Here is a 17,401-nt window from a genome sequence, read left to right as displayed (position 1 = left end):
TTCAGGGCTACGATAGCCATGGGCGCTGCGCCATTGCTTGCAGATCGCGCCCATTCATTTGCAGATTCCGCCAACCGTCTTTTGAACTCGCTATGCCGCCAGAGCGCGCCACCGTCGCCGTCAGCTTCCTGCAGCACCTGCTGAGCGGCGCGCGCCGCCAGCTCAGCCCGCGCGACATCGACCTGCTGGCCGCGCAGGCCGGCCTCTCGCCGCAGCTGCTGCGCCAGGACGGCGCGCGCGTCACGCGCGAACAGTTCGTTCGCATGTACGAGTGCGTGTCGCTCTTCATGGGCGACGAGATGCTGGGGCTGTGGTCGCGCCCGATCCGCGCGGGCGCGCTCAAGTACCTCGGGCTCAGCCTGCTCGATGCGCCCTCGCTCATGGTCGCCATGTACCGCTTCACGCGCTTCTGGAACCTGCTGCTGGACGACCACCGCCTGCGCATGACGCGCGCCCACGGCGTGGCCACGATCGCCATCGCGCCGCACCCCGAAGCCGCCGCGCGGCCCACCACGCCCTTCGGCCATGCGCTGATGGTCAAGCTGATCCACGGCGTGGCCTCGTGGCTCATGGGGCGGCAGCTGCCGGTGCTGGGCGTCGGCTTTGCGTTCCCGCGACCGGCGCGCTTCGACGAGTACGCCAACCTGTTCCCCGGCCCGTTGCAGTTCGAGCAGGACACATCTTCGGTGCGCTTTGCCGAACCGGTGCTGCGCCAGACCTTCCAGCGCACGCGCGCCGAGCTGCTCGACTTCGTGCGCCGCGCGCCCGACGACTGGATCTTCGTCACCTTCGACCACGACACCACCAGCGCCGCGGTGCGCGAGTTCGTCGCCGCGCACCTCGCCTCGGACGCCACGCTGGGCGCGGCGGCGCGCGCGGTGCACATGTCGGAACGCGCGCTGTCGCGCCAGCTCGCGGCCGAGGGCACCAGCTTTCGCGCACTGAAGGAGGAGGTGCGGCGCGACCTTGCGATCCAGCGCCTCGTGAAGACGCGCGAGCCCATCGACCGCATCGCCGCCTCGGTCGGCTTCGACAACACGCCGGCCTTCCACCGTGCCTTTCGCACGTGGACCGGCAGCACGCCGCGTGGCTACCGCCAGCGCGCGGGTTAGTTCGCTGCGCCGGCCAGCGCCTGCAACTTGGCGAAATCGCCCGGCCGCGCGCCCATCTGCTCGGGCGTGGAGCGCTTCGTCACGCGCTCCAGCAGCGGCAGGCGGTTGACCGGCTGCACCGTCATACCCTTGCCGCGCAGGAACTGCTCGTCTTCGAGCTCGCTGGCGATCACGCCGACGTTGGTCCACTTGGCCGTGTCGGCCAGCGTCTTCTCCACCATCGCCTGCTGCGCCGGCGTGAGCCGGGCCCAAGCCGCCTTGCCGATGACGATGCCCAGCGTGTCGTAGATGTGGCCCGTGAGCTGCACGTACTTCTGCACCTCGTACAGCTGCTTGGCGCGCACCGTGCCCAGCGGATGCTCCTGCGCCTCGACCTCGTTCTTCTTGAGCGCGCCGTACAGGCTGTTGAACGGCAGCGACACGGGCTTGGCGTCGAGCGCGGTGGCGAAGAGCTGGTAGGCCGCGGCGTCGGGCACGTACAGGCGCAGGTCGCGAAAGTCCTCGGGGCGCTGCAGCGGCTTGCCCGAGGTCACCTGCCGCGCGCCGTAGTAGACCGACGCGACCATGCGGTTGCCGCTGCGTTCGTTGTAGCCCTTCATCAGGTCCGCGAGCAGCGGGCTCGCGAGGTACTTGCGCACGTGGTCCAGGTCCTTGAAGGCGAAGGGGTAGCTGCCCAGGCCCAGCGGCGGATAGCCCTCGGCCAGCGTGGCCTGACCGACGTAGGCGATCTGCATGGAATCGTTGGCGAGCATCAGCGCGTAGTCGCGCTCCTGCCCCAGCTTCGAGGCGGGCACCACCTCGATCTTGATCTTGCCCTCGGACTGCTCGGCGATCTTGCGCGCCGCCAGTTCGGCCTGCTGGTGAAAGATGCTCGCGGGCTCGTAGATGTGGCCCCACTTGAACTGCTGCACTTGCGCACAAGCGACAGCGGCGCTCCCCATGGCGACGCACAGGACAGCAGCCCGGCGCCACGACATCAAACTTTTTTTCATCGGCAGTCCCTCACGGTGAGAAGGCCCGCCGGCACTGGTGCGCCAAAGCACGCGGCGGGTGTCGGGAACGCATCCCGGCCGCTGAATGTAAACATTTGCAACCAGAATCCAGACAGGGTTTGCCCGGTCACGGGGCAGTCATGGCGGTTGCCTAGGATCGCGGGCGCCCGACGCGCCCACTCCAATCCATCCCATGTACCCCGGCGAACGACTCAACGGCTACAGCCACCTGTTCGGCCTGCTGCTCGCGCTGCCGGCGGCCGCGTTGCTGCTCGCCAAGACGCTGCCCACGGGCGACCCGGCGCGCATCGCGGGCGGGCTGGTGTTTTCGCTCTCGGCGGTGGCGCTGTACGCGGCCTCCACGCTCTTTCACAGCACGCGCGGCCGCAGCAAGCGCCTGTGGGAGCGCGCCGACCACTGCGCGATCTTCCTGCTCATCGCGGGCACCTACACGCCCTTCGCGCTCGTCACGCTGCAAGGCCCCTGGGGCTGGCTGCTGCTCGCGGCGATCTGGAGCGCGGCGTGCTTCGGTATCTGGCGCGAGCTGAAACCCGCGGCGGTCGACGCGGCGAAGAAGCCTTCGTTGCCGCTGTACATCGGCATGGGCTGGCTCGGCGTGCTGGCCGCCGCGCCGCTGGCGGCCAAGCTGCACACGACCGGCCTGGCCTGGCTGGTCGCGGGCGGCGTGCTCTACACGGTGGGCACGGTGTTCTATCGCAACCGGCGGGGGCTGCGCCACGCGCACGGCGCCTGGCACCTGTTCGTGCTGGCCGGCACCACGAGCCACTACGTGGCCGTGGGATGGTTCGTGCTCTGAAGCCTGGTTCCTACAACGGCTGCAGCTTCGCGGTCTTCATCATCCGCTCGGTCAGTTCCATCTCGCTCGCGAAGCCTTGCACATAGGCCTCGGTCGTCGACGGGCTCACCTCGCTGCCCAGCTCGGTCAGCGCGGCGATCACCGACGGCTGCTTCAGCGCCTGGCCGAACACCTCATAGATGCGCGCCGCAATGGCATCGGGCGTGCCCGCCGGCAGCGAGACACCGCCCCACGACGTGAGCTCGACGCCGCGCAGCCCCAGCTCGGCCAGCGTCGGCACCTGCGGCAAGGTCGCGTTGCGCTTGGTGCCGGCCACGCCCAGGGCGCGCAGCTTGCCACCCTGCACGTGCGGCAGCGCCACCGAGAAGATCGGCATGCCGAAGTTCACCTGGTTGCCCAGCACCGCGTTGACGATTTCCGAGGCGCCCTTGTACGGCACGTGCGTGGCCTGCACGCCCGCCGCCTGCAGGAACAGCTCCACGCCCAGGTGCGAGGGCGTGCCGACGCCGCCCGAGGCGTAGTCGAGCTTGCCGGGGTTGGCGCGCGCACGTGCCACCAATTCCTGCAGGGTCTGGATGCCCGAGCCCGCATTCACCACCAACAGCACGTCGGAGGTGGTCAGCCGCATGATGTGGCGGAAGTCCTTGAGCGCGTCGTAGCCCGGGTTCTGCTGCATGCGCATGTTGGCGGCCATGGGCGCGCTCGAGTAGATCCAGGTGTAGCCGTCGGGCGCGGCCCGTGCGACCTGGCGCGCGCCGATGTTGCCGGCCGCGCCGCCCCGGTTCTCGATGACGACCGGCTGTCCCAGCAAGGGACCGAGCGCTTCCGCGAGGATGCGCGCGCCATTGTCCGGGCCGGTGCCGGCCAGGTACGGCACGACCCACTTGACCGGGCGGGTCGGGCGCCAGGCGGAGGCGTTCGCGCCCGCTGCGCGAGCAACGGCCGGCAGCAGCGCCGACGCCGCGATCGCACCGCACAGCGCGCGGCGATTGACATTGATGAGAGTCATGGCTTGTGGTGTCTCCTGATTGTCTGGTCCGGCCTCAGGCCGCATCGCCGATCAGCTCGCGCGCGATGATGTTCTTCTGGATTTCGCTGGTGCCCGTGAGCACGCGGTACATGCGCAGCATGCGGAACAAAAACTCCACGCGCCGCCCCTGCACGATGCCTTCGCCGCCGTGGATCTGCACCGCCGCGTCGGCCACGCGGAACGCGGCCTCCGAGCAGAACAGCTTGGCCATCGAGGCCTCGGCGCGCGGGTCGCCGCCGGCGTCGATCTGCCGCGCGGTCGACAGCATCAGCGCGCGCGCCGCGCAGAGTTGCGTCGCCATGTCGGCCAGCGAATGCTGGATCGCCTGGAACTGCGCGATGGCGCGGCCGAACTGGCGGCGGGTGCGCGCGTAGTCGCGTGCGTCCTTCAGCGCCACGGTCGCCAGCCCCACCATGCCCGGGCAGTGCAGCAGCCGGTTGACCGTGATGCGCCCCAGCGCCAGCGCCAGCCCCTTGCCGGGCTCGCCGATGAGGTTCGCGGCGGGCACGCGGCAATCGGTGAGCACGATGTCGCCCGTGGTCGACTGGCCCGCCATGGTCTTGTAGCCCGCCTGCACCTCGACGCCCGGTTGCGTCAGGTCGACGAAGAACGCCGTCACCTCGCGGCGCGCCGGATCGTCCGAGGTGGACGCCATGAGCACCGCGAGATCGGCAAAGGGCGAGCCCGAGATGAAGCGCTTGCGCCCGTTCAGCACGTACACATCGCCCTCGCGCCGCGCCTGCGTCTGCACCGCGCCGGCATCGGAGCCGGCCTCGGCCTCGGTGAGCGCGAAGCAGATCGCCTTCTCGGCCTGTGCCACGGGACGGATGAACTTCGCCATCTGCTCCGGCGTCGCAAACTTGGCCAATGCGCCGACGCGCGGTGGCCCGCTGAGTTCGCCGAACACATGCGGCGCGAGCGGCGAGCCGCTGGCGTAGATCGATTCCTTCACCAGCACATGATCGAGCAGCGACAGGCCCAGGCCGCCCATCGCCGGTGGCAGCGTCATGCCGTAGAAGCCCATCGCGTGCGAGCGGCGCCAGACGTGGCGCAGCGTCTCCCGGTCGGGGCCGTGCTCGTGGTCGATGCCCTTCTCGCGCACCAGGTCGGCCAGCTCGCCGTTCAGGAAGTCGCCGATGCGCGCGATCAGCTCGGCCGCGCGCGGCGAGCCCTCGAAGGGGCCGTCGAACAGCGGCGCGCGGATGGCCGAAGCCTCGGTGGGTGCGGCGGAAGGTGTCAGCGTGGTGTCCATGTCGTTCTCTTTCAATTGACGCGCCGCGCGTGGCCGGCCCAGTACGGCGTCTGGATCGCCTTGCGCGCGACCTTGCCGTTGGCGTTCTTGAGCAGCGACTCGACGAACTCGATACGGCGCGGCCGCTTGAAGCCCGCCAGCCGCGCGGCGCAGAAGTCGTCGAGCCCGGCCGTGTCGGGCGAGGCGCCCGGCTTCAGCACGATGTGCGCGGCCACCGCCTCGCCCCACTTGTCGTCGGGCACGCTGAACACGCAGGCCTCGGCCACCGCCGCGTGCTGGTACAGCACGGCCTCGACCTCCGAGGGGTACACGTTGAAGCCGCCGCTGATGACCATGTCCTTCTTGCGATCGACGATGTAGATGTAGCCCTCGTCGTCGGCGCGCGCGAGGTCGCCCGTGTGGTAGCGGCCCTCTTTCAGTACCTCGGCCGTGAGCTCGGGCGCGCGCCAGTAGCCGGCGAAGATGTCCTCGCCGCTCACCACGATCTCGCCCACCTCGCCGGGCGCGACCGGTCGGCCTTCGTCGTCGACGATCTCCACCAGCGACTCGAGGAACGGCCGCCCGCACGAGGCCAACCGCTCGGGCATGGCGGCGCGCGCGAACAGGTGGTCTTCCACCGAGAGGCCGCACACGCCCGAGGTGGTCTCGCCCGCGCCGTAGCCCTGCGACAGCACCGGGCCGAACACGTCCATCGCCTGCATGATCCGCGCGGGCGCCATCGGCGCCGCGCCGTAGCCCAGGCGCTGCAGGTCGGGCAGCGGCCGGTAGCGGCCCTGCAGCTCGGCCAGCAGCATGTTGATCATGGTGGGCACCATGAAGGTATGGGTCACGCGCTCCTTCCTCATGTCGTCCAGGAAGCGCGCGGGCTCGAAGCCGGTGAACAGGCGGATGGTCGCGCCGCTGCACAGCGCCGGCACGATCTGCATGCCCGAGGCGTGCGTGATCGGCCCCACCAGCCCCAGCAGGTCGCCGGGGCGCAGGCCTTCGCTGCGCGAGAGGAACTTGCGCAGCTGGGCCAGCCGGTTGCCGAAGGTCTGCATCGCGGCCTTGAGCACGCCGCTGGAGCCCGAGGTGTAGTGCAGCACCGCCAGTTCGTCGGCGCGCACGCGCTCGCAGGTGAAGGCGTCGCTCGCGCGCGCCAGCTGGCCTTCGTAGGAAGCGGGCGTGCCTTCGGCCGCGTCGAGCAGCAGCAACTTCGGGGCCGCGCCCTTCAGCAGCGGCAGGAAGGTCTCGGCGCGCGCGGCGGTGGTGACGATGAGCGCGGCGTCGCTGTTCTCGATGACCTCGGCCACCTCGACCGGCGCGAGCCGCGCGTTCATCGGCGCCTTCACCAGCGCGGCCTTGTAGCAGGCCAGCTCCAGCTCGACGATCTCGACGCAGTTGGGCAGGTACACGCCTACGCGGTCGCCGCGCTGCAGGCCGAGCCCGCGCAGGGCATTGGCCAGGCGGTTGGCGCGCCGGTCGAGCTGTTCGTAGGTGCAGGCGCGCTGCGGGCTGGTCACGGCGATCTGCCGGGCATGCAGGCGGGCGGCGCGGGATGCGAGTTCGCCGACGTTGGCGACCTCGGGCGAAAGTGAGGGCAAGTTGTCTCCTTGAGGCCGGTGCCTGTGCACCGTGGGGAGAACTTTCGCAAACAACGCCGCCGCACAACAAATACCGATTGCTGATGCGCGGCCATCACAAAAGATGATGGCCCGGGCGCGCGGCACCGGCGTGCGCGATGGCTACGCCTTGCCGTCGCCCAGGAACTGCGCGTCCCAGCGGCCCGAGGCGATCATCGAGCGCGCCTCGTCGGCCAGCGCCTGCCTCACGACCTGCGTCGCCGCATCGGGCACCTTGCCGGCCGGCGTGGCCAGATGGTACGTACGCGCCAGCTCGGGCTCGACGATGCGTGCAATCAACCAGTTCGGCTGATCGCCCGGCCCGTCCGCGAGCGCGCAGGCAGGCGTGACCGTGAAGCCCGCGCCCGCCAGGTAGAGCGAGCGCAGCACGCGCGCCGAGTCGTGCTCGTGCACCACGTTGAGTTCCACACCCACCGCCTCGGCGGCCGCCTCGACACGCTGGCGGATGCTGAAGCGGCGCGACTGCAGCACCAGCGGCAGGTTCGCGGCGCGTGCGAAAGGCACCGTGGGACGCGCGGGCACACCCTTCTTCGCGCGCCCACCCTTCGCACTTTTGCCGAGCAGTGCCGCCACCTCGCCCTTCGCATTGAAGCCGCAGAGGAACATGCCTTCGCGCACGAAGGGACGCACATCCAACCCCTCGACGCTCGGGGTGTCGACCAGCAGGCCGATGTCGGCGCGGCGATCGACCATGGCCTTGCGCACCATCAGGCTCAGGTCGTCGATCACGAACACGCGGATGCGCGGGTGCGACTGTTTCAGCCGCGCCAGCACCGGCCCGAGCAGCAGCGAGGCCAGCAGGAACGGCACGGCCACCGTGACCGAGCCCTCGGGCCCGTCGGGCGCGCGCTGCAGCCGTTCGCGCATGGCGGCGGCATCCGACAGCAGGCGCCGCGCGTCCTGGTACAGCTGCAGCCCGGCGGCCGTGGGCGTGACGCCCACGTGCGAGCGGTCGAACAGCTGCGTGCCGAGCTCGGCCTCGAGCTTCTTGATCTGCGCGGTCAGCGCGGGCTGCGCCACGTACAGCGACGCCGCCGCGCGCGACAGGCTGCCGGCTTCGAGCACCGCGATGAAATAGCGAAGAGACCTCAGGTCCATGGGGCGACGGGGAAAGATGGGGCGCCCATTGTGGCCCCGCCGCTGACTCAGCCTGCCAGGGCCTTGACGGCGATGCGCGTGGCCGAGGCGACCACGTCGTTGCGGCCCTTGGCGTCCTTGTCGGGGAAGGTCAGGTAGACCGACAACACCAGCGGCGCGCCCGACGGCGGCCACAGCACGCCGACGTCGTTGGTGGAGCCGTACGAGCCCGCGCCGGTCTTGTCGCCCACACGCCAGCCTTTGGGCACGCCGGCCAGGAAACGCTCGGTGCTCGTGGTGTTGCCGAGCAGCCATTCGCGCATCTGCTCGCGCTGCGGGGCGCCGAGCGCGTCGCCCAGCGCGAGTCGCTGCACGGTGTCGCTCATGGCGGCAGGCGTGGTCGTGTCGCGCGGGTCGCCAGGGATGGCGGTGTTCAGCTCAGGCTCGGTGCGGTCGAGGCGGAAGGTCGTGTCGCCGATGCGCCGCGCAAAGGCCGTGACGGCGGCCGGCCCGCCCATCACCTTCAGCAGCAGGTTGGCGGCGGCGTTGTCGCTGTACTGCATGGTGGCAGCGCACATCTCGTTCACGGTCATGCCGGTGGCGAGGTGTTTCTCGGCGACCGGCGAGTGCGACACCAGGTCGCCCTTGCCGACACTGACGCGACGCCCGAGCAGGCTTGCGTCGGTCGCGCTGCGTTCGAGCACCGCCGCGGCGAGCACCAGCTTGAAGGTGCTGCACAGCGGAAAGCGCTCGTGCGCACGGTGCTGCAGGCGTGCACCGCTGCCGGTGTGGAAGCCCGCCACGCCCAAGCGCCCGCCGCAGGCGCGCTCGAGTTCGGCGAGCTGCGTTTCGGCGTCCGACTGCGCGCCCTTCTTCGGCCATGCGCTGCAGGCGCCGGCAAGCGGGGTCACGGCGGCGGCGAGCAACAGGGTGCGGCGCTGGATCAGAGGGTTCATGTGCGTGCGTCTTTCTTTTCGCGAGTGGATGGAATGAAAGGCATCGTAGGAGCGCCGCCGCCGCGCTTCCAGCGCCCGGGGCGCGCACGGCGTCCCGGGTGTATCAGGTGTAACGCCATTTCATCATTCAACCTTCGGGTTGAATTTTCTTCGGGACCGATCTATATTCAACTTCATGGTTGAACTTGAGATCGAAGACGAACGGCTCGACGCCGTGTTCCACGCCCTGGCCGACAGCACGCGGCGCACCATGCTGCAACTGCTCGCGCAGGGCGAATGCAGCGTGGGCGAGCTGGGCGCGCCGTTTCGCATGTCTTTCGCGGGCGCCTCCAAGCACGTCAAGACGCTGGAGCGCGCGGGGCTGGTGTCGCGCACCGTGCAGGGCCGCGCGCACGTGTGCCGGCTGGAACCGGCGGCGCTCGCCACGGCCGATGCGTGGCTGCGCGCCTACGAAGTCTTCTGGAACCACCGCCTGGACGCCCTGGCGGATGCGCTGCGGCGCGACGCCGGCGATAGCGCGTGAACAACGTCTCTCCCCTCATTCACCCAAGGAGCACCGACCCATGACCACGACCTTGAAGCACAGCCTGGGCACGCAGACCGAGCCTGGCACCCTGCGCATCGAACGCACCCTGCCCGGCCCCATCGACCGCGTGTGGACCTACCTCGTCGATCCCGAGAAGCGCCGCAGCTGGCTGGCCGGCGGCACCATGGCGCAGGCACCCGGCGCGGTGTTCGAGCTGCGCTTCCAGCACACCGAGCTGTCGGGCGAGGTCGCGCCCGAGCGCTTCGCGGCCTACCGCGAGACCCATGTGCAGCACTCGCGCGTGCTGCGCATCGAGCCGCCGACCCTGCTGGTCATCAGCTGGGGCAGCGAGCGCGAGGACGCGTCCGAGGTCAGTTTCGAACTGTCGCCGCAGGGCGCGCAAGCCACCCATCTGGTGCTCACGCACCGCCGCCTGCCCGACCGCAAGGAAACGCTGAGCGTGGCCAGCGGCTGGCACGCGCACCTGGGCGTGCTCGACGAGGTGCTGCACGGGCGCGCGCCGCAAGGCTTCTGGACCCAGCTGGAGGCCGCTGAGGCGGCCTACGCGACGCAGATCCCTTGAAGGCCGTCGGGCGGTGTCAGGCCCGGCGGGCGGGCTGCGAAGGCTCGCGGCAGGGCTGCACGCGGACCGCGCGGCTGATCACCTGCCGCTGCTCGCGCGCGCCCTTGAGCAGGCGCTCGGCCGCGACCCTGCCGTGAGGCACCGGCGCGCCCTCGCCCATTTCCGACACGGCCACGAACACCGTCTGCCCGCCTTCGAGCACCGCCTGCGTCTTCGGTTGCGACTTGCCCGCGTAGAGCGGTGCATCGTCGATGTAGGCCTCCAGCGAGTGCGCGCCCGGCGCCACGCACAGGCGCGTGAAGCCGTTGGGCATCAGCGCGGCATGGAACTCGCCGTCGACATACACATGCGCCGCGCCCGTGCTGGGCGTGGACGTGGCGCGGCGGAAGAACACGACCTGCGCCAGCTCGGGCACCACCGCGGGCGCGGGCCGGTACACCGCCCCCTTGCGCGAGCTCGTGGCCGACACCGCGACAGGCACGGCCATGTTCATCGGCTCAGAGGGCGGCGGCATCGGCGGCAGCGGCACGTACGACGTGACCGCGACGGGGCCGCAGCCCGCGACCAGCGTGGAGGCGGCAAGCAGCCAGCGGCCCGCGCGCGGGCGGGGATGGAAGGAAAGGAATCTGGACAAGGACATGGCGTGCTTCGAGCGCCTTCACAAAAAAAGGCAGCCATCTGGCGAAGAGAAGGAAGAGCGGGCCGGCCGGAAAACGGCCAGCGCTCAGGGAACGAAGCACTCTAGGAAAAACCACCGCGGCAGGCCATCGGACGAATCCGAAAGCGATGAACGATGGCGTGGGCCCGCGCTGAAAACGCGGGCCCGGCGGCGCGTCGGCTCAGGCCGCGCGCAGCCGGCGGGCCGCGATGCGCACCGGCATCGACAACAGGATCTGCGCCATGCTCTTGCCCAGCGGGTCGGTGCGCAGCGAGGCCATGCCGCCGCCGCCCAGCGCCGCTTCGCAGACGAAGTTGAAGGCGCCGATGCCGGGCAGCTCGTAGCGCGTCACCTCGCCTTCGACCAGGTGCGACATGTAGGCGCGCACGGCCTGCGCGCTGAGCTGCGCGCGCAGCACGGGCAGGTAGTGCGGCTCGCGCGCGAGGATGCCGATGTTCGAGACGTCGCCCTTGTCGCCGCTGCGGCCATAGGCCAGGCGGATCAGCGGCACCTCGAGCCATTCGTCGTCCGTGTCCGGGTCGGTGGCGTCTGCCTGCGGCGCCACCTCATCGGCCACGGCAACCTCCGCTGCCTGCGCCCTCACCGCCACGGGCCATGACTCGCCCGCCATCTCGACCACGGGCGTGAACAGCGCCTTGTCCACGAGCAGCGGAAACTGCCGGATCGACAGCGCCACCGACGGCCGCCCGCCGCCCAGGCCCGTGGTGCCGGGCGCCCACGAGGTGCCGGCCGCCGAGATCTCGCGCGCGAAGAGTTCGAGCGGCGCCTTGTCCGCGTGCGTCACGGCCACGCGCAGCACCGCCTGGCGCGGCGGCTGGGCGGTGGCGTGCGGGCCGTAGCACTGCTCGGCGCCCAGCACGTCGATGTGGGTGGCCGAGAAGTCGGCCCAGCCGCGCTGCGCGAACAGGTCGCGCGTGCGGCGCAGCATCGCCTCGCCGCTGCGCCGCGCCTTGGCGGCGGCGTCGAAGCCGACGATCAGCAGCTCGGCGTTGCAGCGGTAGCCCGCGGCGTAGGTGGCCGTGACCTTGTAGCGACCCGAGGGCGCACGTCCTTTCGCGCCCGAGACGCGCACCCGGTCCACGCCCACGGCCTCGATCTGCACGGTGCGGAAGTCGCAGGTCACGTCGGGCAGCAGGTAGGCCGCGGGGTCACCGATCTCGTACAGCAGCTGCTCGCCCACGGTGGCGCGGCTCACCAGCCCGCCGGTGCCGGGCGGCTTGCCGACGACGAAGCTGCCGTCGGCCGCGCATTCGACCACCGGGTAGCCGATGCGGGCCCAGTCGGGCACCTGCTCCCAGTCGGTGTGCAGCCCGCCGGTGGCTTGTGCGCCGCATTCGATGATGTGGCCGGCCAGGCTGCCGCCCGCGAGGCGGTCCCAGTCGTCGTCGGCCCAGCCGAATTCGTGCATCAGCGCGCCGAGCGTGACGGCGCTGTCGACGCAGCGGCCGGTGATGACGATCTGCGCGCCGGCATCGAGCGCCCGCGCGATCGGCACGGCGCCCAGGTAGGCGTTGGCGCTCACGAGGCGCTCGGGCAGCGGTGCGCCCGTGCTCATGTGGCCGATGCCCTGCGCACGCAGCGCTTCGGCATGCGGCAGTGCGTCGTCGCCAGTGACCACGGCGATGCGCGGCGCGAGCCCCATGCCGGCCGCCAGGTGCGTGAGCGCGGCGGCGCAGGCGCGCGGGTTCACGCCGCCGGCGTTGGCGATCACGCGGATGCCTTGGCGCATCACGTCGGGCAGCACGGCGGCCATGGCGGTGGTGACGAAGTCGGTGGCGTAGCCGGCGTCGGGGTTCTTCAGCTTCGCGCCGGCCAGCAGCGACATCGTGAGTTCGGCCAGGTAGTCGAACACCAGGTAATCGATGCCGCCGTGCGCCACGAGCTGCGGCGCTCCCGTGCTGCTGTCGCCCCAGAAGCCCGAGGCGCCGCCGATGCGCACAGCCTTCTTCTGCGTGTCCGACGTATTCATCGCGCGGCTCATTCGGGCTCGATGCCGGCAGCGCGGATCACGCGGCCCCACTTCTGCGACTCGGCGGCCTGGAACTTCGCGAGCGCCTCGGGCGTGCCGGTGGCGGCCTCGCCGCTGGAGATGGCCTGGTAGGCGACGATGGCCGGCGAGGCCGACACCTTCACCAGCATCTCGTTGAGCTTGCGCGTGACGGCCGCGGGCGCGCCCGGCGGCAGGTAGACGGCGGTCCAGTACGACATGTCGTAGCCCTTCACGCCCGCCTCGGCCACGGTCGGCAGCGCGGGCACGGCGGCCAGGCGCTTGTCGCCGCTCACGGCCAGCGCGCGCAGCTTGCCGCTCTTGACGTGCGGCAGCGCCGTGGGCGCGTCGGCGAACATGAAGTCGACCTGCCCGCCCAGCAGGTCGGTGATGGCCATCGGGTTGCTCTTGTAGGGCACGTTCACCATGTCGATGCCGGCCATCTGCTTGAGCAGCTCGCTCGCCACGCGGCTGGACGAGCTGCCGCTGCCGAAGTTGAGCTTGCCCGGCGACTTCTTCGCCGCCGCCACGAGGTCGGCCACCGACTTGATCGGCGAATCGGCCCCCACCAGCAGCAGCATGTGGCCCTTGGACAGCAGCCCGACCGGCGTGAAGTCTTTCACCGGGTCGTAGGGCAGCTTCTTGTACAGGTGCTCGTTGGCGGCGTGCGTGGTGTTGGTGGTCATGAGCAACGTGTAGCCGTCGGGCGCGGCCTTGGCGACGTACTGCGCGGCCAGGAAGCCGCTGGCGCCCGCGCGGTTCTCCACGATCACCGGCACCTTGTATTCGACTGTCAGGGCCTGCGCGAAGCTGCGCGCCTGCTGGTCGGTGCCGCTGCCGGCCGCGAAGGGCACGACGACGGTGAGGGGCTTGGCGGGGTAGTCCTGCGCGTGGGCAGATGCCGCCGCCGCGACCGCGAAGGCCAGGACCGCGCCGAGGCGGAAGATGGAAGTGCGCATGGGTGATGTCTCCGGTGGGATGTAGTTCTTGAGAAGGGAAAGGGTGCGGTCGCTCAGGCGCGGTCGCGCGGCGGCACCGGCGGTGCGCCGAGCGCCGCGTTGTGCTCGCCCAGACGGGGCGCGACCGCGCGGTGCGCGGGCCGCACGCCGTCGATGGACATCGGCAGCGCCGTGAGGCGGAAGTCCTCGCCCGGCACGGGCTGCAGCATGCCCAGCGCCTCCACCTGCGGATGCGCGACCGCCTCGGGCACGGTGTGCACCGGCGCGCAGGGCACGCCGGCGGCGGTGAAGCGCGCCATCCAGTCGGCGCGGGTGCGCGCGCGCAGCAGCGGGCCGATCTCTTCGAACAGCGCCGCCTTGTGCTGCAGCCGCTGGCGGTTGTTGGCAAAGCGCGCGTCGGTGGTCCAGTCGTCGCGGCCGAGCTCGTGCGCAAACTTGGCGAAGAGCCGGTCGTTGCCGCAGCAGATCAGGAGCGGCGCATCGGCGGTGTCGAAAGACTCGTAAGGCACGAAGCCCGGATGGCCCGAGCGGTGGCGATCGGGCAACCGGCCTTCGTTGACGTAGGCGTCGGCCTTCTGCCCCGTCCAGACCAGCGCGGTCTCCAGCAGCGAGGTGCTCACCACGCCGCCCCGCCCCGTGAGGTGGCGCCGCTGCAGCAGCGCCAGCGCGCCGATCACGGCCCACATGCCGGTGCCCTGGTCGCAGACCGAGGCGCCGGTGCGCATGGGCGGATCGTCAGGCCCGCCGTTGATGCTCGACAGCCCGCTGAAGGCCTGGATCAGCGGCTCGTAGCCCGGCTGCATGCGCAGCGGACCGGTGTGGCCGAAGGCCGAGATCTCGCAGTAGATGAGCCGCGGATGGCGCGCGCACAGCGAGGGGCCGTCGATGCCCATCGACTGCGTGACGCCCGGTCGCAGGTTGTGGATGAGGATGTCGGCGCCGGCCGCGAGGGTCTCGAAGGCGGCCATGCCCTCTTCGCTCTTCAGGTCGATGGCGACCGAGCGCTTGCCGCGGTTGAAGACGTGGAAATTGAGCGCGTCGCCGTGGCGAAAGGCCGGGCCCATGTGGCGCGCGTCGTCGCCACCCTCGACGCGCTCGAGCTTCACGACGTCGGCGCCGAGGTCGGCCAGGATCGCGCCCGCGAAGGGCCCCGCCAGCACCTGCCCGAGCTCGAGCACCCGGATGCCTTCCAGAATTTTGGTGTCCATGTCACGGGGGCGCGTGGGCCCCTTGTCTCCGTGGTATCGAATGCGCCAGTCTCGGCGTCGCACATTGATCTGTGAAGAACAATATTCCTATATCTGTGATAACTTGGATGGATCAATCCACCGCCACCCCGAGAGGCCCCGTTCGTGCGAGTCGACATCACGCTGCAGCAGCTCGAGGCCTTCGTCGAAGTCGCGAAGACCACCAACTTCCGCGCCGCCGCGCAGGCGCTGCATGTGTCGCAGCCGGCGCTGAGCCGCACGGTGCGCATCGTCGAAGACCTGGTGGGTGCGCGCCTGTTCGACCGCGACACGCGGCATGTGGAGCTCACGCCGGCCGGGCGCGAGCTGCTGCCGATCGCGCTGCGCATCCTGGAGAACTTCAACAGCTCGTTCAGCGAGCTGTCGCAGTTCCTCGAAGGCCGCAGCGGCCACCTCACCATCGCGGCGCTGCCCTCGACCGGCGTGGCGCTGCTGCCCGGTGCCATTGCCGAGTTCCGCCAGCAGCATCCGCAGGTGCAGTTCTCGCTGATCGAAGGGCCGGCCGAGGCGGTGCGCGCCGCGGTGGACGAAGGCCGCGCCGACTTTGGCCTCAGCGTGCGCCCCGGCACGCACGAGCCCCTGCTGTACCGCCACCTGCGCGACGACCCCTTCGTGCTGCTGTGCCGGCGCGACGACCCGCTGGCCGCGCGCGCCTCGGTGTCGTGGTCGGTGTTCGCGACACGGCCCTTCATTGCGAGCAGCTTCCAGAGCAGCATCCGGCCGATCACCGACGCCGCCTTCCTGCAGCGCGGCCTGCAGGTGCAGCCCGCGCTCGAATACCCGAGCGTGGCCGTGGCGGGCGCGCTGGTGGCGGCCGGACTGGGGCTCACCGCCCTGCCCCGGCTCGCGCTGCAGCTGTCGCAGAACGACGAGCTGGCCACCGTGCCGCTGCAGCGTCCGCTGATGTCGCGGCCCATCGGGCTGGTCACGCGCGCGGGGCGCTCGCCCTCGCCCGTGGGCCGCGCCTTCATGGACCTGCTGCACCGTCGGGAATCGTCCCGGCGCTGACCGGCGCACGTTGCGCTGCGGCATGATCGACGCCATGCACAGCACGCCCCCGTATCCCCTGGTCATCGTCAAGGTCGGTGACACCCATGACGCGCTGCGCGAAGGCCGCGGCGACTTCGAGCACTGGATCGCCGACGGCCTCGGTACGCAGACCCTGCCCCTCGTGGTGGTCGACCCGCGCCGCGGCGACACGTTGCCCGCGCCCGGCCAGGTCGCGGGCGTGGTCGTCACCGGCTCGCACGCGATGGTGTCGCACCGCGAACCCTGGAGCGAAACCACCGCCGCCTGGCTCGCCGAACTGGTCGCACGCGACACGCCCGTGCTCGGCATCTGCTACGGCCACCAGCTGCTCGCGCACGCACTCGGCGGCGAGGCCGGGCACCACCCGGGCGGCCCCGAAGTTGGCACGGTCACCGTCACGCTCGACGCAGCCGCCGCCGGCGACGCGCTGCTGGGCGACCTGCCCGCGCAGTTCCCGGCGCAGGCGATCCACTGGCAGAGCGCGCTGCGCCTGCCCGAGGGCGCGGTGAAGCTGGCCTACAGCGCGCACGAGCCGGTCCACGCCTTCCGCGTGGGCGCGCAAGCCTGGGGCCTGCAGTTCCACCCCGAGTTCGACGCCCGGACCATGGGCGGCTACATCGACCTGCTGGCCCGCGACCTCGCCGCGGACGGGCTCGACGCCGCGGCGCTGCGCGAAGGCGTGCGCCCCACCGACGCGGCGGCGGGCCTGCTCGGGCGCTTCGCACGGATCGTCGAGGCCAAGGCGCAGCCAGCCGCCTGAGCGCGCCGACGGGGCGCCGACGGGGCGTCGGCGCGCGACTACAAAAAGCGGGCCCCGCTTGGGTTAAGGTGCGGTTCCTTTCGCAGCTTTCCCCGCCTCATGACCACGCCTTCGTCCCCGCCGGCCCGCAAGCACTTCTCGATGATCCGCGGCTTTCACCTGGCCGATGTGTTCACGCTCGGCAACGCGGCCTGCGGCGTCGGGGCGGTGTTCTTCGCGATGGCCTTCATGCGCAGCCAGTCGCTCGCCCACTTCTACTGGGCCGCGGCGCTCGCCCCGGCCGCCTTCATCTTCGACGTGCTCGACGGCCGCATCGCGCGCTGGCGCCAGACCCAGTCGGCGCTCGGACGCGAACTCGACTCGCTGGCCGACGTGATCTCCTTCGGCGTGCTGCCCGCCGCGCTCGGCTTCGCCGCCGGCCTGGACGGCGGCTGGGACTGCGCGGTGCTGATCTATTTCGTCGGCTGCGGCGTGAGCCGGCTCGCGCGCTACAACGTGACGGCCGAGGCCCTCTCGGCCGGCGCCGACAAGGTGAAGTACTTCGAAGGTACGCCGATCCCGACCAGCGTCGTGCTGGTGGGCGTGCTGGCCTACGCGGCCTCGAAGGGCGCCCTCGGCGCCAACGTGTGGGGCGGCGCCTGGACGCTCGGCCCCTGGCAGCTGCACCCGCTGGTGCTGCTGTTCGCGCTCTCGGGCACGCTGATGATCAGCAAGACCCTGCGCATTCCCAAGTTCTGACAACCCGCCCATCTCACCCACCTGACAAAGGGGAC

17 protein-coding genes are annotated in these 17,401 nt (G+C 70.8%); 7 read left to right on the top strand and 10 right to left on the bottom strand.

The genetic code is table 11. The annotated features are described in order from the left end of the window. Positions 1-92: 92 nt before the first annotated feature. Positions 93-1,112 (top strand): AraC family transcriptional regulator, encoded by a 1,020-nt coding sequence (locus tag AC07SQ_RS23620; protein WP_492678400.1) that lies wholly within the window; start codon positions 93-95, stop codon positions 1,110-1,112. Here the strand turns inward: AC07SQ_RS23620 and AC07SQ_RS23615 are convergent. Next, positions 1,109-2,104, bottom strand: a complete 996-nt coding sequence (locus AC07SQ_RS23615) for a sialic acid TRAP transporter substrate-binding protein SiaP (RefSeq protein WP_492678398.1) — start codon at positions 2,102-2,104, stop codon at positions 1,109-1,111. The genes AC07SQ_RS23620 and AC07SQ_RS23615 overlap by 4 nt on opposite strands. 193 nt (positions 2,105-2,297) lie before the next feature. Between AC07SQ_RS23615 and trhA the strand changes: the two genes are divergently transcribed. Beyond that, the gene (trhA, locus tag AC07SQ_RS23610; RefSeq protein ID WP_495271583.1) at positions 2,298-2,921 is read left to right on the top strand and encodes a PAQR family membrane homeostasis protein TrhA; all 624 of its coding nucleotides are present in this window, start codon (positions 2,298-2,300) and stop codon (positions 2,919-2,921) included. Positions 2,922-2,931: 10 nt separating this feature from the next. Here trhA and AC07SQ_RS23605 read toward each other — a convergent pair whose 3' ends face one another. The 5 genes from AC07SQ_RS23605 to bla form a co-directional block, all read right to left on the bottom strand. Then, positions 2,932-3,930, bottom strand: coding sequence for a tripartite tricarboxylate transporter substrate binding protein (locus AC07SQ_RS23605; RefSeq protein ID WP_495271584.1), 999 nt, complete (start codon positions 3,928-3,930; stop codon positions 2,932-2,934). Between the two features lie 34 nt (positions 3,931-3,964). Continuing rightward, positions 3,965-5,203 (bottom strand): acyl-CoA dehydrogenase family protein, encoded by a 1,239-nt coding sequence (locus AC07SQ_RS23600; RefSeq protein ID WP_495271585.1) that lies wholly within the window; start codon positions 5,201-5,203, stop codon positions 3,965-3,967. Between the two features lie 11 nt (positions 5,204-5,214). Continuing rightward, positions 5,215-6,786: an AMP-binding protein gene (locus AC07SQ_RS23595; RefSeq protein ID WP_495271586.1), complete on the bottom strand. Its 1,572-nt coding sequence runs from the start codon at positions 6,784-6,786 to the stop codon at positions 5,215-5,217. A gap of 141 nt (positions 6,787-6,927) precedes the next feature. After that, positions 6,928-7,923, bottom strand: coding sequence for a LysR family transcriptional regulator (locus AC07SQ_RS23590; RefSeq protein ID WP_495271587.1), 996 nt, complete (start codon positions 7,921-7,923; stop codon positions 6,928-6,930). Between the two features lie 47 nt (positions 7,924-7,970). Beyond that, positions 7,971-8,858, bottom strand: a complete 888-nt coding sequence (gene bla / locus AC07SQ_RS23585; RefSeq protein ID WP_495271588.1) for a class A beta-lactamase — start codon at positions 8,856-8,858, stop codon at positions 7,971-7,973. A gap of 175 nt (positions 8,859-9,033) precedes the next feature. Here bla and AC07SQ_RS23580 point away from each other — a divergent pair, with 175 nt between their 5' ends. Further along, entirely contained in the window at positions 9,034-9,381 is a 348-nt protein-coding gene (locus tag AC07SQ_RS23580) for an ArsR/SmtB family transcription factor (protein ID WP_070059311.1), read from the top strand. A gap of 40 nt (positions 9,382-9,421) precedes the next feature. After that, the gene (locus tag AC07SQ_RS23575; RefSeq protein ID WP_495271589.1) at positions 9,422-9,967 is read left to right on the top strand and encodes an SRPBCC family protein; all 546 of its coding nucleotides are present in this window, start codon (positions 9,422-9,424) and stop codon (positions 9,965-9,967) included. 16 nt (positions 9,968-9,983) lie between these two features. Here the strand turns inward: AC07SQ_RS23575 and AC07SQ_RS23570 are convergent, their stop codons facing one another. The 4 genes from AC07SQ_RS23570 to AC07SQ_RS23555 all read right to left on the bottom strand — a co-directional run bounded on the left by AC07SQ_RS23570 (position 9,984) and on the right by AC07SQ_RS23555 (position 14,800). Continuing rightward, positions 9,984-10,607, bottom strand: coding sequence for a hypothetical protein (locus tag AC07SQ_RS23570; RefSeq protein ID WP_495271590.1), 624 nt, complete (start codon positions 10,605-10,607; stop codon positions 9,984-9,986). A gap of 199 nt (positions 10,608-10,806) precedes the next feature. Next, complete coding sequence (locus tag AC07SQ_RS23565; protein ID WP_495271591.1) at positions 10,807-12,615, bottom strand: acyclic terpene utilization AtuA family protein; 1,809 nt, start codon at positions 12,613-12,615, stop codon at positions 10,807-10,809. An 8-nt stretch (positions 12,616-12,623) separates the two neighbouring features. Next, the gene (locus tag AC07SQ_RS23560; protein WP_495271592.1) at positions 12,624-13,592 is read right to left on the bottom strand and encodes a Bug family tripartite tricarboxylate transporter substrate binding protein; all 969 of its coding nucleotides are present in this window, start codon (positions 13,590-13,592) and stop codon (positions 12,624-12,626) included. Between the two features lie 53 nt (positions 13,593-13,645). Continuing rightward, complete coding sequence (locus tag AC07SQ_RS23555; protein WP_495271593.1) at positions 13,646-14,800, bottom strand: CaiB/BaiF CoA transferase family protein; 1,155 nt, start codon at positions 14,798-14,800, stop codon at positions 13,646-13,648. A 144-nt stretch (positions 14,801-14,944) separates the two neighbouring features. Between AC07SQ_RS23555 and AC07SQ_RS23550 the strand changes: the two genes are divergently transcribed. The 3 genes from AC07SQ_RS23550 to AC07SQ_RS23540 all read left to right on the top strand — a co-directional run bounded on the left by AC07SQ_RS23550 (position 14,945) and on the right by AC07SQ_RS23540 (position 17,366). Then, the gene (locus AC07SQ_RS23550) at positions 14,945-15,847 is read left to right on the top strand and encodes a LysR family transcriptional regulator (protein ID WP_070059317.1); all 903 of its coding nucleotides are present in this window, start codon (positions 14,945-14,947) and stop codon (positions 15,845-15,847) included. A gap of 34 nt (positions 15,848-15,881) precedes the next feature. Next, the gene (locus AC07SQ_RS23545) at positions 15,882-16,628 is read left to right on the top strand and encodes a glutamine amidotransferase (RefSeq protein WP_495271594.1); all 747 of its coding nucleotides are present in this window, start codon (positions 15,882-15,884) and stop codon (positions 16,626-16,628) included. Positions 16,629-16,727: 99 nt separating this feature from the next. After that, positions 16,728-17,366: a CDP-alcohol phosphatidyltransferase family protein gene (locus AC07SQ_RS23540; RefSeq protein ID WP_062475593.1), complete on the top strand. Its 639-nt coding sequence runs from the start codon at positions 16,728-16,730 to the stop codon at positions 17,364-17,366. The last annotated feature ends 35 nt before the right edge of the window (positions 17,367-17,401 follow it).

Source organism: Variovorax sp. GW821-FHT06D12 (assembly GCF_059419205.1).
Note: the sequence above shows the minus strand (reverse complement) of the source record. Positions and strands in the feature narration are given on the sequence as shown.